This window comes from Pedomonas sp., assembly GCF_036515995.1.
GTDB lineage: Bacteria > Pseudomonadota > Alphaproteobacteria > Sphingomonadales > Sphingomonadaceae > Pedomonas.
On sequence record NZ_DATBUP010000131.1, the window covers coordinates 1 to 23337 of the forward strand.

Annotated in this window: 22 protein-coding genes; 15 read left to right on the forward strand and 7 right to left on the reverse strand. The window is 65.6% G+C overall.

Annotated elements, in window-relative coordinates; translation table 11 throughout:
• The 12 genes from VIG90_RS10090 to VIG90_RS10145 all read left to right on the forward strand — a co-directional run.
• On the forward strand, window positions 1-198 hold a 198-nt coding region (locus VIG90_RS10090; RefSeq protein ID WP_331593383.1), incomplete at its 5' end, for a hypothetical protein.
• A 67-nt stretch (window positions 199-265) separates the two neighbouring features.
• Complete coding sequence (gene alr, locus VIG90_RS10095) at window positions 266-1423, forward strand: alanine racemase (RefSeq protein WP_331593384.1); 1158 nt, start codon at window positions 266-268, stop codon at window positions 1421-1423.
• Window positions 1424-1428: 5 nt separating this feature from the next.
• A complete protein-coding gene (locus VIG90_RS10100; RefSeq protein ID WP_331593385.1) occupies window positions 1429-2214 on the forward strand; it encodes an ABC transporter permease in 786 nt (261 codons plus the stop codon).
• On the forward strand, window positions 2211-2993 hold the full coding sequence (locus VIG90_RS10105; protein WP_331593386.1) for an ABC transporter ATP-binding protein: 783 nt from the start codon (window positions 2211-2213) through the stop codon (window positions 2991-2993). The genes VIG90_RS10100 and VIG90_RS10105 overlap by 4 nt, the downstream gene beginning before the upstream one ends.
• A gap of 250 nt (window positions 2994-3243) precedes the next feature.
• On the forward strand, window positions 3244-4614 hold the full coding sequence (gene radA / locus VIG90_RS10110) for a DNA repair protein RadA (protein ID WP_331593387.1): 1371 nt from the start codon (window positions 3244-3246) through the stop codon (window positions 4612-4614).
• Between the two features lie 12 nt (window positions 4615-4626).
• Entirely contained in the window at window positions 4627-5253 is a 627-nt protein-coding gene (locus tag VIG90_RS10115; protein WP_331593388.1) for a CvpA family protein, read from the forward strand.
• Window positions 5254-5329: 76 nt separating this feature from the next.
• The gene (gene cysS, locus VIG90_RS10120; RefSeq protein ID WP_331593389.1) at window positions 5330-6673 is read left to right on the forward strand and encodes a cysteine--tRNA ligase; all 1344 of its coding nucleotides are present in this window, start codon (window positions 5330-5332) and stop codon (window positions 6671-6673) included.
• An 84-nt stretch (window positions 6674-6757) separates the two neighbouring features.
• A complete protein-coding gene (locus tag VIG90_RS10125; protein WP_331593390.1) occupies window positions 6758-7213 on the forward strand; it encodes an iron-sulfur cluster assembly scaffold protein in 456 nt (151 codons plus the stop codon).
• Window positions 7214-7295: 82 nt separating this feature from the next.
• Window positions 7296-7670, forward strand: a complete 375-nt coding sequence (locus tag VIG90_RS10130) for a 6-carboxytetrahydropterin synthase (RefSeq protein ID WP_331593391.1) — start codon at window positions 7296-7298, stop codon at window positions 7668-7670.
• Window positions 7671-7763: 93 nt separating this feature from the next.
• Window positions 7764-8357, forward strand: a complete 594-nt coding sequence (recR, locus tag VIG90_RS10135) for a recombination mediator RecR (protein WP_331593392.1) — start codon at window positions 7764-7766, stop codon at window positions 8355-8357.
• A gap of 164 nt (window positions 8358-8521) precedes the next feature.
• Window positions 8522-9037, forward strand: a complete 516-nt coding sequence (gene def, locus VIG90_RS10140; RefSeq protein ID WP_331593393.1) for a peptide deformylase — start codon at window positions 8522-8524, stop codon at window positions 9035-9037.
• Window positions 9038-9335: 298 nt separating this feature from the next.
• Complete coding sequence (locus tag VIG90_RS10145) at window positions 9336-10646, forward strand: hemolysin family protein (protein ID WP_331593394.1); 1311 nt, start codon at window positions 9336-9338, stop codon at window positions 10644-10646.
• A 421-nt stretch (window positions 10647-11067) separates the two neighbouring features.
• Here VIG90_RS10145 and VIG90_RS10150 read toward each other — a convergent pair whose 3' ends face one another.
• From VIG90_RS10150 to VIG90_RS10170, 5 genes are all read right to left on the reverse strand, one after another.
• Window positions 11068-12357, reverse strand: coding sequence for an adenylosuccinate synthase (locus VIG90_RS10150; RefSeq protein ID WP_331593395.1), 1290 nt, complete (start codon window positions 12355-12357; stop codon window positions 11068-11070).
• A 111-nt stretch (window positions 12358-12468) separates the two neighbouring features.
• Entirely contained in the window at window positions 12469-13623 is a 1155-nt protein-coding gene (locus VIG90_RS10155) for an ATP phosphoribosyltransferase regulatory subunit (protein WP_331593396.1), read from the reverse strand.
• Window positions 13624-13779: 156 nt separating this feature from the next.
• A complete protein-coding gene (gene serA / locus VIG90_RS10160; RefSeq protein ID WP_331593397.1) occupies window positions 13780-15360 on the reverse strand; it encodes a phosphoglycerate dehydrogenase in 1581 nt (526 codons plus the stop codon).
• Between the two features lie 135 nt (window positions 15361-15495).
• On the reverse strand, window positions 15496-16692 hold the full coding sequence (locus tag VIG90_RS10165; RefSeq protein ID WP_331593398.1) for a phosphoserine transaminase: 1197 nt from the start codon (window positions 16690-16692) through the stop codon (window positions 15496-15498).
• A gap of 430 nt (window positions 16693-17122) precedes the next feature.
• Entirely contained in the window at window positions 17123-18139 is a 1017-nt protein-coding gene (locus VIG90_RS10170; RefSeq protein WP_331593399.1) for a hypothetical protein, read from the reverse strand.
• A gap of 185 nt (window positions 18140-18324) precedes the next feature.
• Between VIG90_RS10170 and VIG90_RS10175 the strand changes: the two genes are divergently transcribed.
• Together VIG90_RS10175 and VIG90_RS10180 are read left to right on the forward strand one after the other, a co-directional pair.
• Window positions 18325-18954, forward strand: a complete 630-nt coding sequence (locus VIG90_RS10175; RefSeq protein ID WP_331593400.1) for an extensin family protein — start codon at window positions 18325-18327, stop codon at window positions 18952-18954.
• 85 nt (window positions 18955-19039) lie between these two features.
• On the forward strand, window positions 19040-19402 hold the full coding sequence (locus tag VIG90_RS10180; RefSeq protein WP_331593401.1) for a hypothetical protein: 363 nt from the start codon (window positions 19040-19042) through the stop codon (window positions 19400-19402).
• A 135-nt stretch (window positions 19403-19537) separates the two neighbouring features.
• Here the strand turns inward: VIG90_RS10180 and thiD are convergent, their stop codons facing one another.
• The gene (thiD, locus tag VIG90_RS10185; RefSeq protein WP_331593402.1) at window positions 19538-20371 is read right to left on the reverse strand and encodes a bifunctional hydroxymethylpyrimidine kinase/phosphomethylpyrimidine kinase; all 834 of its coding nucleotides are present in this window, start codon (window positions 20369-20371) and stop codon (window positions 19538-19540) included.
• Window positions 20368-21711, reverse strand: coding sequence for a phosphoglucosamine mutase (glmM, locus tag VIG90_RS10190; protein WP_331593403.1), 1344 nt, complete (start codon window positions 21709-21711; stop codon window positions 20368-20370). Before glmM ends, thiD begins: the two co-directional genes overlap by 4 nt.
• A gap of 194 nt (window positions 21712-21905) precedes the next feature.
• Here glmM and VIG90_RS10195 point away from each other — a divergent pair, with 194 nt between their 5' ends.
• Window positions 21906-23309 carry an alanine/glycine:cation symporter family protein gene (locus VIG90_RS10195; protein WP_331593404.1) on the forward strand — a complete coding sequence of 468 codons (1404 nt, stop codon included), beginning with the start codon at window positions 21906-21908 and terminating at the stop codon, window positions 23307-23309.
• Window positions 23310-23337: the final 28 nt, after the last annotated feature.

Sequence of the window (23337 nt, forward strand, 5' to 3'; positions counted from 1 at the left end):
CAGACTCCGGCGCAGAGCCGCCACCGCCTGCTCGACCTGTTCTCGCGCACTTTCCTGCATCATGCCCCGAGTCTAGCAGGGAATGACGGCCACGAAAGCGCCCGCAGGTTTGCGAACAGCAACCGCCGCGTTTCAGTTTCCAACAATGAGAAAGAGCAAAACGCAGCACACCACAGCAACAGTGCCACCTTCTCATAGCTGAAAACCAATGTCAATGGTTTTTTTCCTATTTGCCCCGTTTCCGTCCCCCGGCTATCCGTGCGCCATGACCGCTCTCCCGGCTTCCCGCAACCGTTTCACCGTCGATCTCGACGCGCTCGCCCACAACTACCGCGCCCTGTCGCGGCTTGCGGGCCCGACGGCCTGTGCCGCCGCGGTGAAGGCGGAGTGCTATGGCCTCGGTCTGGACGCCCCCGCCCTGCGCCTGTGGCAGGAGGGCTGCCGGGATTTCTTCGTCGCCACCCTGCACGAGGCCGCCCGGCTCCGCGCCGTCCTGCCCGAGGCCCGCATTCACGTGCTGAACGGCGTGATGGACTCGGAAATCGAGGCCTTCCGCCTGCTGCGCGCCCAGCCCGTGCTCAACTCCGCCCAGCAGGTCGCCCTCTGGCGCGCCGCAGGCGCGGGCTCTGCTGCCGACCTCATGCCGGCCAATCTCATGATCGACACCGGCATGAACCGCCTCGGCGTGCGCCCGGAGGAAGTGGCGGGGCTGGATCTCTCCGGCCTCTCCCTCGACATCGCCCTCACCCACCTCGCCTCGGCGGACGAGCCCGGCAACCCGCTCACCCGCACGCAGGCCGAGCGCTTCGCCGCGCTTGCCGCCGCCGTTCCCGCCCGCCGCCGCAGCCTAGCCAACTCGGCGGGCATCGTGGAGGTGGACGGCCCGCTCCATGACCTCGCCCGCCCCGGCATCGCCCTCTACGGCGGCATCGTCCATCCCCGGCTCGAAGGCGTCATCCGCCCCGTGGTCACGGTGGAAGCGCAGGTCATCCACGTGAAAACCGTTCCCGCTGGCGAAACGGTCGGGTACAACGCCACCTGGCAGGCCCCGCAGGCCTGCCGCATCGCCACCCTCGCCATCGGCTACGCGGACGGTTACCTGCGCGGCTTCTCCAGCAAATCTGCCAGCAAACCTAGTGGAGAACTTGGCGCGGCGGTGGAGATCAACGGGCTTCGCTGCCCGGTCGTCGGGCGGGTCTCCATGGACCTGGCAACCGTCGATGTCACCGCCCTGCCGCCGGTTCGCCCCGGCGACTGGGCGACCCTGATCGGGGGCGGAATCACGCTGGCCGAGGCCGCCCGCTGGTCCGGCCTGTCGCAATACGAGTTGCTTACTGTGTCCGGCCGCCGCTATGACCGGCAATACCGCGCTGATATTTCAGCATCTCGTGCACCCGAGGCGCCACAACATAAAGGCGAGTGAACCCTGTGACTCTGATCATTGACTTCCTGGCTGTCATCGGCCGCGTCGTGGTGGAGGGCCTTGCGTCCATCGGCCGCCTGACCCGGTTCGCCGGTCACGCCCTCAGCCACATGGTCCGCCCACCCTTCTATCCTGCCCGCGTGTTCGAGCAGATGATCTCCATCGGCTACTTCTCGCTGCCGGTCGTCGGGCTCACCGCCCTCTTCACCGGCGCGGCGCTGGCCCAGCAGATCTACGTCGGCGGCTCCCGCTTCAACGCGGAAAGCGCGGTGGCGGCGGTCACGGTCATCGCCATGGTGCGCGAACTCGGCCCCGTGCTCGGCGGCCTCATGGTCGCGGGCCGCGTCTCCTCCTCCATGGCGGCGGAACTGGGCACCATGCGCGTCACTGAACAGATCGACGCCATGACCACCCTCTCCACCGACCCCTACAAGTACCTGATCGCGCCGCGCATCATCGCCGCGGTCCTCGTGCTGCCGCTGCTCACCATCGTCGCCAACATCATCGGCGTTCTGGGCGGCTTCCTCATCGCCACCGAGCGCCTCGGCTTCAACGCCGCCAACTACCTGAAGGTCACCCAGCAGTTCCTCGAGACGGACGACGTGGTTTCCTCGCTGGTCAAGGCCGCCGTGTTCGGCTTCGTCATCGCGCTCATGGGCTGCTACCACGGCTTCCGCTCCACGGGCGGCGCGGCGGGCGTCGGCCGGGCCACCACCAACGCCGTGGTGTCGGCCTTCATCCTCATCCTGTTCACCAACCTCATCATCACGGTGCTGTTCTTCGGATCATGACGGACTCGACTCCCCCCAAGATCGCCGTCAACGGCGTCTCGAAGCGGTTCGGCCCCAAGGTGGTGCTGAACGGCGTGAACCTGTCCGTCCAGAAGGGCCAGAGCCTCGTCATCATCGGCGGCTCCGGCACCGGCAAGTCGGTGTTGCTGAAGTGCATCCTCGGCCTCCTCAGGCCGGACGCGGGCCAGATCCTCGTCGATGGCGAGAACGTGGTCGGCCTCAAGGGCGAGGCCCGCACCCGCATGCTCGACAAGTTCGGCATGCTGTTTCAGGGCGCGGCCCTGTTCGACAGCCTTCCCGTCTGGCGCAACGTCTCCTTCGGCCTGATGCAGGGCCACGGCATGAAGGCAAAGGAAGCGAAGGAAGTCGCCATCGAGAACCTGCGCCGCGTCGGCCTCTCGCCCGATGTCGCCGACCTGCGCCCCTCCGAGCTGTCTGGCGGCATGCAGAAGCGCGTCGGCCTTGCCCGCGCCATTGCCGCCACGCCCGAGATCATCTTCTTCGACGAGCCCACCACCGGCCTTGATCCCATCATGGCCGACGTGATCAACGAGTTGATCGTCGAGCGCGTGCGCGACCTGGGTGCCACCACCCTCACCATCACCCACGACATGGCCTCGGCCCGCAAGATCGCCGACCGCATCGCCATGCTCTACAAGGGCAAGATCATCTGGGAAGGCCCTGCCGACCAGATCGACTGCAGCGGCAACGAATACGTCGACCAGTTCGTCAACGGCCGCGCCGAAGGTCCCATCAAGATGGACGTGCTGAAGGGCTGACCCCAAAGCATTTCCGAAATTTCAGAATTTGCAGGAGAGGCTCACCCCTCCCAATTGCGGATGCAAATACTCTAAGGAAGCAGGAGGGTCGCAACCCTCCTGCACCTCCCTTTCCGTATCGGGCCGGGAATGCTCGTCCCCGCCCCTCCTGCAAAATCCAAAGCTTCTTGCGAGAAACTCCCCCCTCCCGCCTTGCCGAATTCCGTGCCAGTCGCTAAGTTCTCACCCGAACATTTAGAGAACATATATCATGGCAAAACCTCAGGTCCGTTACGTCTGCCAGTCTTGCGGCTCCATCCAGTCCAAGTGGATGGGCCAGTGCCCGGATTGTCAGGGCTGGAACACGCTTGAGCAGGAAGCATCGCAAGCCGCCACGCCGTTTGCGAACAAGCACAACCTGCGCGGCGGCGGGCGGCGGATCGAGCTTGCCAGCCTCTCCAGCGAGATCGAGCCCGCGCCCCGCCGACCGACCGGCATGACCGAGTTCGACCGCGTGCTCGGCGGCGGCCTCGTGCCCGGCTGCGCGGTGCTGATCGGCGGCGACCCCGGCATCGGCAAGTCCACCATCCTGTTGCAGGCCGCCGCCCGCATTGCCGACAACGGCGGCTCCGTCGTCTATATTTCCGGCGAAGAAGCGGTGGATCAGGTGCGCCTGCGTGCTGATCGGCTCGGCGTTGCCCAGAGCCCGGTGCAGCTCGGCGCGGGCACGGCGGTCAGGGACATTCTCACCACGCTGGAATCCCAGCCCGCCCCCACCCTCCTGGTCATCGACTCGATCCAGACCCTCTATTCCGACCAGCTCGAGGCCGCGCCCGGCACCGTCAGTCAGGTCCGCGCCGCCTCGCACGAGCTGATCCGTTATGCCAAGACCAGCGGGGCCTCGCTGGTGCTGGTCGGCCACGTCACCAAGGACGGGCAGATTGCCGGTCCCCGTGTGCTCGAGCACATGGTCGATACCGTGCTCTACTTCGAGGGCGAGCGCAGCCACGCCTTCCGCATCCTGCGCGCCGTCAAGAACCGCTTCGGCGGCACAGACGAGATCGGCGTGTTCGAGATGCAGGAGAAGGGCCTGGCCGAAGTTACCAACCCCTCCGCCCTGTTCCTGACCGACCGAGACCGGCCCGTTGCCGGGTCCGTGGTGTTCGCCGGCGTCGAGGGCACGCGGCCCGTGCTCGTCGAAATGCAGGCGCTGGTGGTGCGCGTGCCGTCCGGGGCCACGCCCCGCCGCGCCGTCGTCGGCTGGGACTCGAGTCGCCTGTCCATGGTGCTGGCGGTGCTGGAAGCGCGCTGCGGCCTCGCCTTCTCCGGGCACGAAGTCTACCTCAACGTCGCGGGCGGCCTGCGCATCGGCGAGCCGGCGGCGGACATGGCCGTGGCGGCGGCCCTCGTCTCGGCCCTGCTCGACCGGCCCATGCCCAATGATCTGGTCGCCTACGGGGAAATCGCCCTGTCCGGAGAGATTCGCCCCGTCTCCCAGTCAGCGGCTCGTCTCAAGGAAGCCGCGAAGCTGGGCTTCACCCGGGCGTTTGTGCCGCCGCGCGGCAACAGTGGCCGCGAAATTGCCACGGTTGAGTTCCCAACCCTTGCCGCACTTGTTGACCATCTGACCGACGGGCTTTAACTCCCGTTGTTGATGACAGCGTTTGACATATTCTTTTTTGTGATCGTCGGGCTCTCCGGCCTTTACGGCATCAGCCGCGGGCTGGTGCACGAGGTCGTGGGCGTTGGGGCCTGGGTGGTCGCAATTCTCGCGCTCAAACTGCTGTTCACGCCGGTTTCGGAATGGATGCGCCAGTCCATCGGCAGCGATGCCGGGGGCGATCTTGCCGCGCTGGCGCTCATCGTCATCGTCACCGTGGCGCTGGTCCGCCTCTTGGGCGGCAGCCTCAGCCGCGGCGTCAAGGGCTCGCCGCTGGCCCCCATCGACCGCCTCGGCGGCGGCGGCTTCGGCGTGCTGCGCGGCCTCATCGTCATCTGCTTCATCTACATGTTCCTCGGCCTCTTCCTCGACCGGCACGAGCTGCCGAACTGGATCGGCGAGGCAAAGACCCATGAGGTCGTCGCCTCCTCCACCGATGTCCTCTCCGATTTCATCGGCTGGGTGCAGGATGAGCACGGCGAGCATGACGCCTTCGGCATGAACGCCGGCGTCATCAACCCGGAAGCCCCGGCCCTGAACGATGACGGCTACACCGACCAGCAGCGCCGCGAACTGAACGAGCTGTTCCAGAAGAGCTCCGAATACGAAGTCCAGATCTGACTTCGCACCCCGCCCATCTTCCCCGTACCGTCTTCCCCGTCTTGTGAAGCTCCGCGCCGAACGCTAGGAAGCGTTTATGGCACTGACGCTCTACAATACGCTCACGCGCACCAAGGAAGAATTCGTCCCCGCCGATGACAAGCGGGTGACGATGTATGTCTGCGGCCCCACGGTCTATTCCCGGGCGCACATCGGCAACGCCCGGCCTCCCGTGGTGTTCGACGTGCTGTTCCGGCTGCTCCGCCGCCAGTACGGCGCGAAGAGCGTGGTCTACGCCCGCAATATCACGGACGTTGACGACAAGATCAACGCCGCCTCGCAGGCGCAAAGCGTCCCCATCAAGACCATCACGGACAAGTTCGAGGCCCTCTACCTCGAGGACATGGCGGCGCTGAACGTCATCCGCCCGACGATGGACCCGCACGCCACCACCCACATCCCGCAGATGATCGAGATGATCCAGCGGCTGATTGCGGGCGGCTTCGCCTACGAGGCCGAAGGCCACGTGCTGTTCAACGTCCCCGCCTACCCGGAGTACGGCAGGCTCTCCAATCGCAACCGTGACGACATGATCGCCGGTGCCCGCGTGGAGGTCGCCCCCTACAAGCGCGACCCGGCGGACTTCGTGCTGTGGAAGCCCTCGACCGATGACCTGCCCGGCTGGGACTCCCCCTGGGGCCGCGGCCGCCCCGGCTGGCACATCGAGTGCTCGGCCATGATCAACGCGCACCTTGGCAACAGCATCGACATTCACGGCGGCGGGCAGGACCTGATCTTCCCCCACCACGAGAACGAGATCGCCCAGTCCGTCTGCGCCAACGGCCAGCGTCTGGCGCGCTACTGGCTGCACAACGGCTTCCTCTCCATCGACTCGGAGAAGATGTCCAAGTCCATCGGCAACATCCTGCTGGTCTCGCAGATCCTCGAAAGCGGCGTGCCGGGCGAAGTCGTGCGCTTTGCCCTGCTCTCGGCCCACTACCGCCAGCCGCTCGACTGGAACGACGCGCTCATCGAACAGTCCCGCCGCACGCTCGACCGTCTCTACGGCCTGCTGCGCGGCGCTGACGTCGAGGCCGCCCCCGATGCTCCCGCCTCGGTCATCGAGGCTCTCGAGGATGACCTGAACACCCCGCTGGCCCTCGCCGCGCTGGCTAGGCTGGCCGATGCCCGCGACCTTGCCGGCCTCAAGGCGGGCGGCGCCCTTCTCGGCCTGTTCCAGCAGGATGCGGAAGCGTGGTTCACCGGCACCCGCGCTGACGCCGCCATCGACGCCGCCGCCATCGAGGCGAAGATCGCCGAGCGTCAGGCCGCCAAGAAGGCGCGCGACTTCGCCACCGCCGACCGCATCCGCGACGAGCTGAAAGCCGCCGGCGTCGCGCTGGAAGACAGCCCCCAGGGCACCACCTGGAAGTGGGCGTGATTTTCCACGCCGCTTAACCGATCAAAGGGGCCGGGACATCCTGGCCCCTTTTACATTTGGCCTGCCAGCCCTTACATAGGCTCCATGTCCGACCAGCTCTACAACACCCGCATCCTGCGCCTCGCCGCTTCCATCCCCCATCAGGAGCGGCTGGAGGCCCCGCAGGCCACTGTCCAGAAGGTCAGCCCCATCTGCGGCAGCCGCGTGACGGTCGATGTCATCCTGGAAAACGGCGTCGTTGCCCGCTTCGGGCAGGAAGTGCGGGCCTGCGCGCTGGGTCAGGCCGCCGCTTCGCTGGTCGGCCGGGGCGTTGTCGGCCGCTCCGCCGCCGAGCTGCGCGACTTGCGGGACACCATGCGTGCCTTCCTGAGCGGCACGCCGACGGACTGGGCCGGTTACGAAGGCGGCCTCTGGGCAGATCTGGAAATCTTCGCGCCTGCGGTCGACTTCAAGTCCCGCCACGGCTCGATCCTCCTCGCCTTCGAGGCCTGCGCCGAAGCGGCGCAAGCCGCCGAGGAGAAGGCCCCCGCTCTCGCCTGAGCGCGAGCCAGACGCCACCGGGCGCTCCTGCGGCATCGGAATACCTTGAGCAATTGATGGTTTTCTGCTCTAGAGCCACGCCATGCCCTACGAGATCACCAAATCCTTCCTGTTCGACGCCGCCCACCAGCTGGCCAGCAATGTCACGCCCGGCCACATCTATGCGGGCGTGCACGGCCACTCGTTCGAGGCGGAGCTGGCCTTTGCGGGCGAGCCCGACCCCGAGACCGGCTGGGTGAAGGATCTGGGCGAGATCGACCGCATCCTGAACGCCATCCGCGACCAGCTCGACCACAAGTATCTCAATGAGGTGCCCGGTCTGGAAAAGCCGACGCTCGAGAACATCTGCGCGTGGATCTGGAACCGGGTGCAGCCGGACCTGCCCGAGCTGGTGCGCGTCACCGTCCGCCGCGGCTCCTTCCGCGAGGCCTGCACCTACACCGGGCCTATCGCCTGACACGGCCGCCCGACCCGCGCCCGCTAGAACAACTATACGAAAGGATGACGGACGAGGCTTGCAGCCTGCCGTCCGGCACGTTACCTCCCGTTCATGGCTTCGCCCGAGATAGACCAGCTTACCCAGATGCTCGCCAAGCTGCCCGGCCTCGGGCCGCGTTCGGCGCGGCGTGCCGTGCTGCACCTGCTGAAGAAGCGGGAGACGGTGCTGGTGCCGCTGATGGCGGCGCTCGCCAACGTCAACGAACGGCTGACCACCTGCTCCACCTGCGGGAACGTGGACACGCGCGATCCCTGCGGCGTCTGCCGTGATGACCGGCGCGATCGGTCCCTCGTCTGCGTCGTTGAGGAAGTGGCGGACCTGTGGGCGCTGGAGCGCTCCGGCCTGTTCCGCGGGGTCTATCACGTGCTCGGCGGCCGCCTTTCGGCTCTGGATGGCGTGCGCCCCGAGGATCTCGGCATTGAAACCCTCGCCTCTCGCGTGGCGCAGGGTGGCATCAGCGAGATCATCCTCGCCATGAACGCCACGCTAGAGGGCCAGACCACGGCCCACTACGTGGCGGACCGGCTGGCCACGACCAGCGTGAAGATCACCCAGCTGGCCCACGGCGTGCCCGTCGGCGGCGAGCTGGACTATCTGGATGACGGCACCCTGGCTCAGGCCCTCAAGGCGCGCCTGCCCGTATGATGACGCTGCCCATGTAATCACCCGTTCAGCGTAACCATCCGTTCGGCCCGGTCGTTTGACCGGCAAATTGGGGTCTTGCCCTTTGGCCGCGTGTGCCTGATCTTGATACCAGACCCCAGTGCTCTTAACTTTTGAACAACCTGTGAGTGCCAGTAAGGCGGAATATGGCCATTCTACCGATTATCGAAACCCCGGACCCGCGCCTGCGCGCCATCTCCAAGCCGGTCGAGCGCGTTGACGACGCCCTGCGCCGCTTCATGGACGACATGCTGGAGACCATGTACGACGCGCCCGGCATCGGCCTTGCCGCCATTCAGGTTGGCGAGCCCAAGCGCGTGCTCGTGATCGACCTTCAGGAGAACGACGAGAAGAACCCCCGCTTCTTCGTCAATCCCGAAATCGTCTGGGAATCCGAAGAGCTGTCCAGCTATCAGGAAGGCTGCCTCTCCGTGCCGGACGTGTACGGCGACGTCGAGCGCCCGGCCCGTGTCCGCGTGAAGTACCTCGACTACAACGGCGAGGCGCGCGAGGAAGAGATGGACGGCCTGATGGCCACCTGCATCCAGCATGAAATGGATCACCTGGAAGGTATTCTCTACATCGACCACCTCTCCAAGCTGAAGCGCGACATGCTGCTGCGCAAGCTGGAGAAGGCCCGCCGCCAGCGCGGCGCTGCGTAAGGCACGAACGCCACACATGAAATACGGACCAGTCCGCGACGGCAAGCCGAAGGGGTATGAACAGCCCCCTCCTTGCGCGCGCGGGCTGGCCGTCGGGCTTCCCCCACCGGGCGGCCAACCCTTTCTGCAACCTTGGGAGTAAAACAATCCATGCCTGGTCTGACTTCCGGCATCTCTGCCGATAGCCCGTCCGGCGACGCCGAAGGCGACAGTTACAGTCGTATCGGCTTCCAAACCAGATTATCGCATCTCTCGATGATCCATCAGCCGGCCACCCGCCGGCGGGAGCACGGCAGCCGTGGCTGATCCGTTTCCCTGGACCGAACTGGTCATCGTTCTCCTTCTCATCGTCCTGAACGGCTTCTTTGCCATGTCGGAGCTGGCCATCGTGTCGGCCCGTCGCGTGCGACTGCAGATGCAGGCAGATATTGGAGATAAAGGCGCCGCCCTCGCCATTCGGCTGGCCGAGGAGCCCACGCGCTTTCTCTCCACCGTGCAGGTCGGCATCACCATGGTCGGCATTCTCACCGGCGCCTACGGCGGCGCGGCGCTGTCGCGCCCGGTCGCGCACTGGCTGTCGTCTGTGCCGGGCATCGGCAACTATGCCGACAGCCTCGCCGTTGCCATCGTCGTCATCCTCATCACCTACCTGTCGCTGATCGTCGGCGAGCTGGTACCCAAGCGCATGGCGCTGAACCACGCCGAGGGCATCGCCCGCTTCGTGGCCCGCCCCATGTCGCTGCTGTCGAAGGTCGGCGCGCCGATCGTCTGGCTGCTCCAGCGCTCCACGGAACTGGCGCTCAAGCTGCTCGGCGTGAAGCCGCAGGAGCAGCAGGTCGTCTCCCAGCAGGAGGTGCGCACCCTCATCGCAGAGGGCACCGAGGCCGGCGTGTTCGATCGTGACGAGCAGGAAATGTTGGAAGCGGTCATCCGCGTCTCCGACCTGCCCGTGCGCGCTCTGATGACCCCGCGCCCCGAGCTGTTCTGGCTCGATACCAGCGACAGCATCGACGCCATCCGTCAGGAGGTCGAAGACAGCGGCCGCAGTCGCTTCCTCGTCTGCGAAGGCGAGCTGGACAGGTTCGTCGGCATCGTCGAGGCCAAGGACCTGCTCGGCCACTGCCTCAAGGGTCAGGGGCTGGACCTGCGCGCCCACCTCAAGCACCCGCCGGTGGTCCACGAAGCCACCCGCGTGCTCAAGGTGCTCGAGACGATCCGCCAGAGCGGCATCCACGTTGCCGTCGTCGTCAACGAGTATGGCGGCGTCGAAGGCGTCGTCACCGCTACCGACATCCTCGCTTCCATCGGCGGCGGCCTGCCGGAGGAAGACGAGCTGGAACGGCCCGACATGGTGCAGCGCGAGGACGGCTCGTGGTTCATCGACGGCCGCGCCGCCATCCACGAAGTCGAGCGCATCCTCGGCCGTGACGATCTCTCCGGCCACGGCGACTACACCACCCTCGCCGGTTTCCTGCTCTGGCAGCTGGAACACCTGCCGGAAGTCGCCGAAACCGTGGAATGGAACGACCTCGTCCTCGAGGTCGCCGACATGGACGAACACCGCATCGACAAGGTGCTGGTACGCTTCCGCAAGGAAGCCGAGGCGTAAACCATACGCCTCGCTTGAAACGTCAGGAACGGCGGGAGCTTCGGCTTCAGCCGTTTTTGATTCCGCGAGCAAGTAAGGCTTCGCCTTTTCAGCCAAGGGGGTCTCAACCCCCTTGGCAATCCCCCCTTATTTCCATCGGACCGCGCCCGGCCGCAGCCCCAGCGCCCTCACCTCAACCGACAGAAAAGCGCCGTGCCTGAGGTCTCCGCACCGCACTCGCGCCTTCGAAAGGCAATCTGACCAATTTTGAATAATTTTAAGGAGCAATCGCCCTGCTGTTTCCGCTTGCGCTGTGGCCCAGTCACGATCGTCAAACGGAAAACAAAAGGGCCGCGCCCTTGATGAAGGACACGGCCCTTTTGAAAGTCAGGGGGTGCAGGGGAACAAGTCTCACTGCAATCCAAAGCCGAAGGCTAAGCCCTCACCCCACGAACGGATCACGCACGAGGATGGTGTCCTGACGCTCCGGCGAAGTGGAGAGCAGGTCGACCGGGCACTCCACCAGCTCTTCGATGCGGCGGATGTACTTGATCGCCTGTGCGGGCAGCTGCGCCCACGAGCGTGCGCCTTGGGTCGACTCGCGCCAGCCCTCGAACGTCTCGTAGATCGGCTCCACGCGGGCCTGATCGTTGATGCGGGCCGGGAAGCGGTCCACGGTCTTGCCGTCGATCTTGTAGCCGACGCAGATCTTCAGCTCATCGAGGCCGTCGAGCACGTCCAGCTTGGTCAGGGCCAGACCGGTGATGCCGCCGACCGCAATGGCCTGACGCACCAGCACGGCGTCGAACCAGCCGCAGCGGCGGGCACGGCCGGTCACGGTGCCGAACTCATGGCCACGCTCGCCGATGGTGCGGCCGATTTCGTTGTCCTGCTCCGTCGGGAACGGACCCGAGCCCACGCGGGTGGTGTAGGCCTTGCAGATGCCCAGCACGTAGTCCAGCGCCGCCGGGCCGAGGCCCGAGCCGGTGGCGGCCTGACCCGCAACCGTCTGCGAGGAGGTCACGAACGGATAGGTGCCCATGTCCACGTCGAGCAGGATGCCCTGCGCGCCTTCGAACAGGATGCGCTTGCCAGCCTTGCGGGCGTCGTTCAGCGTCTGCCACACCGGCGCGGTGAACGGCGTGATGAACGGCGCGATTTCCTTCAGCTCGGCAACCAGCTGCTCGCGGTCGATGGCGGGCTGGTTGAAACCGGCGCGCAGCGCGTTGTGGTGCGCCAGCAGGCGGTCGATCTGGCCGGAGGCTGCGTCCAGGTCCTCAAGGTCGCACACGCGCAGCGCACGACGGCCCACCTTGTCCTCGTAGGCCGGGCCGATGCCGCGGCGGGTGGTGCCGATCTTGGCGTTGCCGGAGGCATCCTCGCGCAGCGCGTCGAGGTCGCGGTGGCACGGCAGGATCAGCGGGCACTGCTCGGAGATCTGGAGGTTCTCCGGGGTGATGTCCACGCCCTGCGCGCGGATGCGCTCGACTTCCGCCTTCAGCGCCCATGGATCCAGCACCACGCCGTGGCCGATGACGCTCAGCGTGCCGCGCACGATGCCCGAGGGCAGCAGCGAAAGCTTGAAGGTCTTGTCGCCGATGACCAGCGTGTGACCGGCATTGTGGCCGCCCTGGAAGCGCACCACCACATCGGCGCGCTCCGACAGCCAGTCGACGATCTTACCCTTGCCTTCGTCACCCCACTGGGCGCCGACAACCACTACGTTGGCCATGACTACTCTCTTTCCTTGCCAATCGAAGGGACGCCGGGGCACACCCGGCCGCCAGCCCTCCACGCCCGCGCGTTACCCTCGCGCGCGTGCAGGACTGGCTGTCCCGCCTGGTTAGACCATTTGAATTTTTCGCCCGTCAAAATAATGGCTGCACCGCTGTGCGCGGGCAGCCTCTGCGGTATCGCCGTCGCCCAGCGCGCGCACGATGGCCCAGCCTTCAGCGCGCAGCCGTTCAGCATCGTCTGACGAGGTACCGAGGGCCAGGAACAGGCGCGGCATCACTTCAACGCCCTGCCCGGCTTCCACCAGCCCGTCGAGGTAGAGGGAGAAACCAACGGCCGGTTCCTCGCCGCCGCCCTCCACGCCCGTGGCTGGCTTGCGGATCACATAGGCCCCGCCCCGTCCCACTTCGCCGCGAATGCCCTTGGCGAACAGCGAGAAGCCGATCCATGTCTGGTACGCAAAGCCCCGGGTCTCGCCCGGGTCCACCGTCACGCCCAGCTTGGCGTCCTGCGGCAGCTCCTGCACCAGCTTGGCCAGAACCGCCAGCCGCTCGCGCGCAATCGCGGGCATGCCCGGCGTGCGGGCGATCACCGCCTCGGCGTTGGCAATGTCACCCGTGGCTTCCAGCAGGCCGCGCCACACCTCGGCGTGCGGCAGGGCGGCAACGGCCGCGGCGTCCTTCGCGTCGAGCGCTTCGCTCGCTGCGGCCACCACGACCGGCTCGAGGCCCAGCTCCGCGCCGATAGCCGGGATGAGGTCCGGCAGCACGAAATCGATATTGACTGCATCCAGCCCCAGACCCAGCAGGCCCGAGAGCGCCAGCCCGGCGATTTCCGCCACGGCTTCCGCGCTGTCCGCGCCGATCAGCTCGGCACCGGCCTGCATGAACTGGCGGTCGGCCCGCAGCTGCGAGCCTTTGATGCGCAGCACCGGCCCGGCGTAGGAGAGCCGCAGCGGGCGCGCGTAATGGCTGAGGCGCGTCGCGGCAACACGGGCGATCTGCCCGGTCACGTCGGAGCGCACCGCCAGCGGCTTCTGGCTGATGGGATCGGTCAGGCGGAACAGGTCGGAAGCGCGCGCCGCGCCGAAGCCGCGCGTCAGGCTTTCCTCGAATTCCACCAGGGGCGTGCCCACCCGCTCGTAGCCATAGGAGGCGAGATGGTCGAGCAGCGTGCGCAACAGCCGTGCCTCCGCTTCCGCCTGCGGCGGCAGCACGTCGCGCAGCCCTTCCGGCAACAGGCCAAGAGACAGCGAGTCGGTCACGTGAGTCATCCCCTCAAGTTCCGGGCCAGTTCCCGGGCGAACCCATAAACGCTCGGGCGGGCCATTCACACCAAAGCCGCTCGCCCGTTCCTATGGCCGGGCGAACGGCTTTTAGTCGCATCAGGCCATAAAGGCCAGCGTTAGAAGGTCCCAGTCTTAAAAGGTCAGGGCCTTTACTTCACGCACCTGCTCCAGCTCCTTCAGCTGGGCCACCAGCCACTCCGGAACCGGGCTGTCCAGCGTCAGCAGAACGATGGCCTCGCCACCGGCGGCGCGACGGCCGAGGTGGAAGGTGCCGATGTTCACGTTGGCCTCGCCCAGCAGCGAGCCGAGGCGGCCGATGAAGCCCGGCTTGTCCTCGTTGATGACGAACAGCATCGGGCCGGTCAGGTCGGCTTCAACCTTGATGCCGAACATCTCGACGAGGCGCGGCTCGCGGTTGGAGAACAGCGTGCCGGCCACCGAGCGTTCGCCGGCGTCGGTCTTCACGGTCAGGCGCACCAGCGTGTGGTAGTCGCCCTCGCGGTCATGACGCACGTCGGAGACGTCGATGTTGCGGTCCTTCGCGATGAACGGCGCGTTGACCATGTTCACCGTGTCGGAGTGCTGCTTGAACAGGCCGGCCAGAATGGCGGCGGTCACCGGCTTGGTGTTCAGCTCGGAGATCGCGCCTTCGTACTCGACCGTAATCGCCTGCACGTTGCTGACCAGCTGGCCGGCCAGAGCGCCCAGCTGTTCAGCCAGCTTCATGTACGGGCGCAGCTTCGGCGCTTCCTCCGGCGTCAGCGACGGCACGTTCAGGGCGTTGGAAACGCCGCCGGTCGAGAGGTACTCGGCCATCTGCTCGGCCACCTGCAGCGCCACGTTGATCTGGGCTTCGGTGGTCGATGCGCCCAAATGGGGTGTGCAGATCAGGCCCGGGGTGCCGAACAGCGGGTTCTGCTTGGCCGGCTCCTCGAGGAACACGTCCAGCGCCGCACCGGCGATATGACCGGATTCCAGCAGGTCCTTCAGGGCTGCCTCGTCCACCAGACCGCCACGGGCGCAGTTGATGATGCGAACGCCCTTCTTGGTCTTCTGCAGGTTCTCGCGGCTCAGCACGTTGCGGGTGCTGTCGGTCAGCGGGGTGTGCAGGGTGATGAAGTCGGCGCGGGCCAGCAGGTCGTCCAGGCTCACCTTCTCGATGCCCAGATCCTGAGCGCGCTCCGGCGTCAGGAACGGATCGAAGCCCAGCACCTTCATCTTCAGACCCTGAGCGCGGTCGGCCACGATCGAGCCGATGTTGCCGCAACCGATGACGCCCAGCGTCTTGCCGGTCAGCTCCACGCCCATGAAGCGGTTCTTTTCCCACTTGCCAGCCTGGGTCGAAACGTCGGCGGCCGGAATGTCACGGGCCAGCGCGAACATCATGGCAATGGCGTGCTCGGCGGTGGTGATGGAGTTGCCGAACGGCGTGTTCATCACGATGATGCCCTGCGCGGTGGCGGCGGGCACGTCCACGTTGTCAACGCCGATACCGGCGCGGCCGATGACCTTCAGGTTGCCCTTGGCGGCTGCTTCCAGCACGTCCTTGGTCACCTTGGTCGAGGAGCGGATGGCCAGACCGTCGTACTCGCCGATCTTCTCGAGCAGCTGCTCCTTGGTCAGGTCGAAAATCTCGTCGACCTCGATACCACGAGCGCGGAAAATCTCCGCGGCCTTCGGGGACATCTTGTCGGAAATCAGTACCTTAGCCATGTCTTTAAATCCTCTGACTTGGAACTCGCCGCGCCTTCTTCCGGCAAAATACGAGTCCTGTCCGGGGTGGTGGCCGCCTGCGTCTCTCACGCAGGCGGCGCGCCCCTGATCTTCAGAAAAAACGGGAAGTCTGTTTTAGGCGGCCTTGGAGACCAGCTCGGCCTTCACCTGGGCAAAGGCCCAGTCCAGCCAACCGGTCAGGGCCTCGACGTCGGAGGTCTCGACGGTCGCGCCGCACCAGATGCGCAGGCCAGCCGGCGCATCGCGGTAGCCGTTGATGTCGTAGGCGATGCCCTGCTTTTCCAGCAGCGAGGCAATGGCCTTCGGCACACCGGCCTGTGCGTCCTTGTCGAGGCCCGCGAACCACGGATCGACGATCTTGAGGCACACGCTGGTGCAGGAGCGCACGGCAGCATCGCCGGCCAGGTTCTCCACCCAGTCGGTCTTGTCGACCCACGCCTGCAGGGCAGCGAAGTTCGCTTCCGAGCGCTTGATCAGGCCCTTGCCGCCGCCAATCGATGCGGCCCAGTCCAGCGCGTCGATGTAGTCTTCAACGCAGAGCATGGACGGGGTGTTGATGGTCTCGCCGACGAAAATGCCCTCGATCAGCTTGCCGCCCTTGGTCATGCGGAAGATCTTCGGCAGCGGCCAGGCCGGCTTGTAGCTCTCGAGACGCTCGACGGCGCGCGGGGAGAGGATCAGCACGCCGTGCGCGCCCTCGCCGCCCAGCACCTTCTGCCAGGAGAAGGTGGTCACATCCAGCTTGTCCCACGGCAGGTCCATGGCGAATGCGGCCGAGGTCGCGTCGCAGATGGTCAGGCCCTGACGATCAGCCTTGATCCAGTCGCCGTTCGGCACGCGTACGCCCGAGGTGGTGCCGTTCCAGGTGAACACCACGTCGGTGTCGGTGTCGACCTTGGCCAGGTCCGGCAGCTCGCCGTACGGCGCTTCAATGACGGTGGCGTCCAGCTTCAGCTGCTTCACCACGTCGGTGATCCAGCCCGAGCCGAAGCTTTCCCATGCCAGCATGGTGATGGGGCGCGCACCCAGCAGCGACCAAAGGGCCATTTCAACAGCGCCGGTGTCGGAAGCGGGAACGATGCCGATGCGGTAATCAGCGGGAACGCCGAGGACTTCGCGAGTCTTGTCGATGGCAGCCTTCAGCTTGGTCTTGCCCACCTTTGCACGGTGGGAGCGGCCCAGCGGCGCGTCCTTCAAGGCGTCGAGCGACCAGCCCGGACGCTTTGCGCACGGACCAGACGAGAAATTCGGATTTTGGGGGCGAACAGTCGGGATCGCTGCCGCAGTGGCGGCAGGGGTATTCGTCGTCATGATATTCTCTCCTCACAGAGAGCACGCGCTTCGTTGGGGAAGCGTGGCCCGCTCGCCAAAACGCAAATTTACGGCGAAGCGTCAATGAGAATTTTCACGGCCGCCTCGCGCCGGTTCCCCGTCCGCCCGGACGGACTTTCCATTTCCACAGTGGCTTTCCGCAGGACAAACTGATCCAGCTTGTTGCTTTAATTATTTGAGTTTAATAAGTTTTATTGCGGCCTGAGCCGCCGTAACCCGCCCGCTCATTCCCCGGCTGGCAGCCGGGTACACCCCCGCCATCTGTCCGAAAATAAAGCCGAGCCGAAACGCCGCACCCAACCACAGTCGCCCCTGCAATCACGCCGCCCATCCCGACCCGCAGATGCGGCACCCACGGCACCGCCTCGACTCGTCCGTCCAAAATCACACCCACCCCAGACTGATTGACTTAATTCACCAACCTGAAAACGTTAGTTGCCCGAAATTTAACCCCCTCCACTTCGGCGTTAACGGACCGCTCAACCAGAAGCGGCACCCCGTCGGAAGTCCGGACCGACGCTTGCATAGTTTCCCTGACATCTTGCGCCAGCGCTCCGGCTACGTCTTTTAGCTGTCCGTCTATCGCTCTGCTCCCGTCAGCAAGGAATTCCATCGCCCTGCCATAGGATGCCCGGTCACCACGCACCTCCGCAGTGATCTTCGCGGTTTTCATATCTTGGTCGTAGCCGCTCAGAGAACGCCACCCTTGCCCGCTCTCGGATGCCGGGATGACTTCAGTTTTTCCGTCACGCCCTATCGGCACCGGCTGATTGGGAACAACATTCACTGGATAGATGCCAAACAGCAGGGCAGCATCTCCCAGCAGCTTCTCCGTCGCCTCTTGGGGCGATAGACGCTCATATGTGGCGATCAGGTCTGCAAGCTGCTGCCTCAGCTTCAGTGCGGTCCCGCTGCCGTCCTGTCCCTGCATCTTTGCCGTAGCCTTCTTGGTCCGCGGGTTGCTCAGCGTTTCCACCAGCCGGATGGAATGGCGAGCTTTCTCGATCAACCGGGGTCGCACCTGCTCCCAGTTCAGCAGGGCTATGGGTCTGCCGAAGCGGTCTGCCTGATATTGCAACATAATTCCCTGCATCAGCATTCTCTCGAAAGAGGAGAAATCAGACTTGAGGCCGCTCATATCCTGATCTTTGACGAGGCCGAGATGTTTAAAATCAACGACATATCCAGAATCATTCAAGCTATTGAATACAAACTCCACTCCCGACTCAGCCTGAACGAGCTTGGCCTTTCCATTGATCATTCCGCCCCGGCCCTCGCCAAGAACGTAGCGGAGCGGTTGGCCCAAAGGCGGCTGGAATGCCAGCCACGTTCGCTCAGCGTTTGCGGTTTGCTGTGGCGATGCATTTCCCTCGGTCTGCCCGATTGCTGGCGAGACGACCATGAGCAAAAGCAGTCCCCCTGCCATTCCCGGCCAGCCCCTCCCAAAGCGTCGCTCTTTGCCTAGCATCGGTTCCCTTCTCCTCGAAAATTCGCTATCCCTGCGACATGCGGGTTATGAGTGCATTTTCAGGACGGGCTGTCTCTCGCCTTATCGGGTGGGTTTTGCTGACAACACTGGCGGCGTGCGGCGGCGGATCGGAACGTCGGCCCTTGCCACGGCCTCCGGTCGCACAGTCGCTTCCCGCGTTGGACCTGAACGCCCCCTCGTCCAGTCAGGTGCAGCAGCAGCTTTACGCCCTGCGCGCCAACCCGGCCCAGTGCCAGGCGGCCCTTCGTCAGGCCCGCGGCCTGACCGTCGAGCCGCTGAAGGACTGGCAGGACGCCCCCCAGTGCGTCGTCTCCAACACCTCCCGCATGCTGAGCGCCCTTGCCCTGCCGGATCGCAAGCTGCCGCTCACCTGCCCCATGATCGCCGGATATCATCTGTGGGTGCGCGAGAGCGTTCTGCCGCTCGCCCGCAAGTATTTCGGGCAAGACGTTAAAACCGTTGAGACTTTTGGCAGCTATGCCTGCCGGAACCGCAACGGCCAGACCAATGCGCCGGTCTCCGAGCACGCCAGCGCCAATGCGCTGGATGTGGCTGGCTTCCTGCTGGCGGATGGCCGCCGCATCCGCGTGCATCGGGACTGGAATGGCGGAGACAGCACCGTGCGCGCCTTCCTGCGGGAAACCCACCGCAGCGCCTGCCGCTACTTCTCCATCGTCCTCGGGCCCGAGGCGGACGCCTACCACAAGGACCACTTCCATCTGGACATGGGCCACTGGCGCAAGTGCCAATAAGCGACGCGGCAACGGCACCGCTTCCCCTGTCCCCGCGTTGAGACAGGACAGCTTTTGCGTCACGCCTCACTGCGGGAGACAGTTCATGGATGTTGAGAAGACCGTCAAACTCATCGGCTGGGTGAGCCTTGCCATCGGCGCTGCCGAGATCCTCTCCAACCGGGCCGTCACCCGCTCGCTCGGCCTTGAGGACAAGCGAGACCTCATCAAGTCCTACGGCGTGCGCGAGATCGTCAGCGGCATCGGCATTCTCTCCACCCGCCATCCCACCAAATGGATGTGGGGCCGCGTCGCCGGTGACGTGGCGGACGTCGCCACCCTCGCGCCTGCCCTGCGCCGGGACAATCCGCAGCGCGGCTGGGCTATGGCCGCCCTTGCCGCCGTCGTCGGCATCTTCGCGCTGGACGTCATCTGCGCCCAGAAGCTGGACGAGACGGACTGGGGCTGACGAACCCGCCCAATTCGTTAATTTATCGAAATAAAATCAGATATTTGCATTAAAATCTGAATCAGAAAGATTGAGGGCGGCGCAGAGGCAGGAAACCTCCGCAGAACCGCCCTCAACTCATTGAATTAAAAGAAGCTATGCCAGTTTCGGCAGAACCCACAGGTGGTTCAGCGGGCCGTGGCCGCGGCCCAGCCCCGGCGCGGTGCGGATGGCTTCTTCCACGTAGCGGCGGGCGCGCTCGCACGCGCCGTGCAGGGTCAGGCCCTGCGCGATGCCGGTGGCGATGGCCGAGGCCAGCGTGCAGCCGGTGCCGTGGGTATGCGCCGTCTCGAAGCGCGGTCCGCTGATGGTGATGCAGTCCTCTTCCGTCACGAGGAAGTCGTTGACTACCTCGCCGGTCATGTGCCCGCCCTTCATCAGCACGGCCTTGGGGCCGAGGGCGAGGATCGCCCGACCCGCCGCCACCATGTCGTCTTCCGTCTCGATCGGGCGGCCCGCCAGCAGCGCAGCTTCCGGCACGTTGGGCGTCACCAGCGTCGCCATCGGCAGCAGCCGGGTGCGCAGCGCCTCCGTGGCGTCGTCCGCCAGCAGGCCCGCGCCGCCCTTGGCCACCATCACCGGGTCGATCACCAGCGGCACGTCCGGCGCGCGCGCGGCCAGTTCGTCCGCCACCGCCGAGATGATCTCGGCGTTGAGCAGCATGCCGGTCTTGATCACGTCCGCGCCAATGTCGTCCAGCACCAGCGTCATCTGCTGGCGCACGAACTCGGGCGGCACGGCGTGGATGCCGAACACCCCTTCGGTGTTCTGGGCCGTCAGTGCGGTAATCGCGGTCATAGCAAAGCCGCCAAGCACCGTCACCGTCTTGATGTCGGCCTGAATGCCCGCGCCACCACCCGAGTCGGAACCTGCAACAATCAGGACCCGGCCGCGAGGCCGGGCCATACCGTCGTCATGCATGTCAGTCATGCATGTGCCTTTACGGCCTCGCAGACTTCCTGAACAGCCTGATTAACCAGCACGGCGTCATCCGCCTCTGCCATGACACGGATCAGCGGCTCGGTGCCGGACTTGCGGATGACCAGACGGCCGCGCCCGTCCAGGCGCTGCTCGACGGCCTCGATGACCGACTTCACCGCCGCGTTCTCCAGCGGCTGGCCGCCGTTGAAGCGCACGTTCTGCAGCAGCTGCGGATAGGGCTCGAACACCCGGGTCACTTCCGAGGTTGGCCGGCCCTGCTCCACCACGCAGGCCAGCACCTGCAGCGCGGCGATGATGCCGTCGCCCGTGGTCGCATGGTCGCTGAGGATGATGTGGCCGGACTGCTCGCCGCCAACGTTGTAGCCCTTGGCGCGCATGGCCTCCAGCACGTAGCGGTCGCCCACCTTGGTGCGCAGCATGTGCAGGCCCTTGGCCTCCAGATGCCGCTCCAGCCCGAGGTTGGACATGACCGTCGCCACCAGGCCGTTGCCCTTCAGCGTGCCCGCCTCCGCCCAGGACTTCGCAACCAGACCCATGAGCTGGTCGCCGTCCACCACCTGGCCCTTCTCGTCCACGATGATGAGGCGGTCGGCGTCGCCGTCCAGCGCGATGCCGATGTGTGCGCCCGTCTCCAGCACCTTGGCGGCCAGCGCCTGCGGCGCGGTCGAGCCCACCTTGTCGTTGATGTTGAAGCCGTTGGGCGACACGCCGATCACCTCGACGTCCGCGCCCAGTTCCCAGAACACCGACGGGGCGACGTTGTAGGCCGCGCCGTTGGCGCAATCGAGGGCGATCTTCAGCCCGTCCAGCCGCAGGTGGGAGGGGAAGGTCGACTTGGCGAAGTGGATGTACCGGCCGCGGGCGTCTTCCAGCTTGCGGGAGCGGCCCAGGTTGGCCGGCTCGGCCAGAACCGTCGACAGATCGGAATCGATCAGCGCCTCGATCTCCAGCTCTTGCTCGTCCGAGAGCTTGTAGCCGTCCGGGCCGAACAGCTTGATGCCGTTGTCATGGAACGGGTTGTGCGAGGCGGAAATCATCACGCCCAGGTCCGCGCGCATGGACTTGGTCAGCAGCGCCACGGCCGGGGTCGGCATCGGCCCCAGCAGCACCACATCCATGCCCACGGACGTAAAACCGGCCACCAGCGCCGTCTCCATCATGTAGCCGGACAGGCGGGTGTCCTTGCCGATGACGACGCGATGCTTGTGATTTCCGCGCAGGAACCGGTGCCCGGCGGCCATGCCGACCTTCATCGCCATCTCGGCGGTCATCGGCGACCGGTTGGTCAGGCCACGAATACCGTCGGTTCCAAAATACTTGCGCGTCATGTGTCCCCCTTCGCGAAAATCAACCGTATCGAACCTCGGCTGACGTCGATGTTCTGCGCTGACACTGTTTCCTAGTGCAGTTATAGAACGGATCAATGCCTAAGCGTACTGGGCGGGTCATGCTGGGCTGTTTCATATCGCCCCTTGGGCTTAACCTTTGGTGAACAGCGCCGAGCGGCGGGGAGAACTGTTCTGTGTCAGATGTTGTAACTGTACTGTCCGGTCTCATCGACCGGCTGGCGGAGCGGGTCTTTGCCAAGGTGCCGCTGTTCGGAGTCGAGGTGGAGGGCATCGTCCTCTGGCTCGCCGCGCCGATGGTGATCTTCACCCTTTATCTCGGCTTCCTGAACCTTCGCGCGCTGCCGCTGGCCTTCCGCATCGTACGCGGCCATTTCCATGATCCCACGGCCCCCGGCTCGGTCAGCCAGTTCGCGGCCCTGTCCACGGCGCTCTCGGGCACGGTCGGCCTTGGCAACATCGCGGGCACGGCCATCGGCATCAGCATCGGCGGGCCGGGCGCGGCCTTCTGGATGTTCGTCATCGCCTGGTTTGCCATGTCGCTGAAGATGGCGGAAGTCACGCTCGGCGTGCGCTACCGCGTCGAGCATCCGGATGGCTCGGTCAGCGGCGGCCCCATGTACACCCTCTCCCGCGGCCTCAAGCAGATCGGGCTGGAGCGCACCGGGCGCTTCCTCGCCGTGTTCTACGCCATCTGCGCGCTCGGCGGCGCAATTCCCCTGCTTCAGGTCAACCAGTCCTTCGCGCAGGTCAGCGCCGTCACCGGCATGACCAACGGCTGGCTCTACGGCGCGTTCATGGCGGTTGCGGTCGGTGCGGTCATCGTCGGCTCCATCGGCTGGATCTCCCGCGTCACCTCCCGGCTGGTGCCCGCCATGTGCGTGTTCTACCTCGCCGGCTGCGCCATCATCATCCTCATGAACGTCGAGGCCCTGCCCGGCGCGATCGGCCTCATCGTGCGCGACGCCTTCGCGGCGGACAGCCTGGCGGGCGGCGCCATCGGCGCGTTCGTCGTCGGCATGCGCCGCACCGTCTACTCCACCGAGGCCGGCATCGGCTCGGCGGTCATCGCCCACAGCGCCGCCCAGACGCGCGAGCCCGTGTCCGAAGGACTGGTGGCGCTGATCGAGCCGTTCATCGACACCGTTCTCATCTGCTCGATCACCGCCATCGCCATCGTGGTCGCCGGCACGTACGTCGGCGGTCATGAAGGCATCGCCATCACCTCGGCCGCCTTCGCCAGCGTCGCCTCCTGGTTCCCCTACGTGCTGGCCATCGCCGTGTTCCTGTTCGCCTATTCCACCCTCATCGCGTGGGGCTACTACGGCGTGCAGGCCTGGGGCTACCTGTTCGGCCACTCAAGGTTCAGCCAGACCTTCTACCGGCTGCTCTACTGCCTGCTGCTGCCGTTCGGCGCGGTGTTGGATCTGGGCCGGGTGGTCAACCTCATCGACAGCCTGTTCTTCCTCATGGCCATTCCCAACATCATCGGCCTCTACCTGCTCGCGCCCGAGCTGAAGCGCATGGTGGCGGACTACCTCCGCCGTGTCCGGTCCGGCGAGATCAAGCCCACACGCTGACCCCGTCCCCTGCCGCAATAGTCGAAAG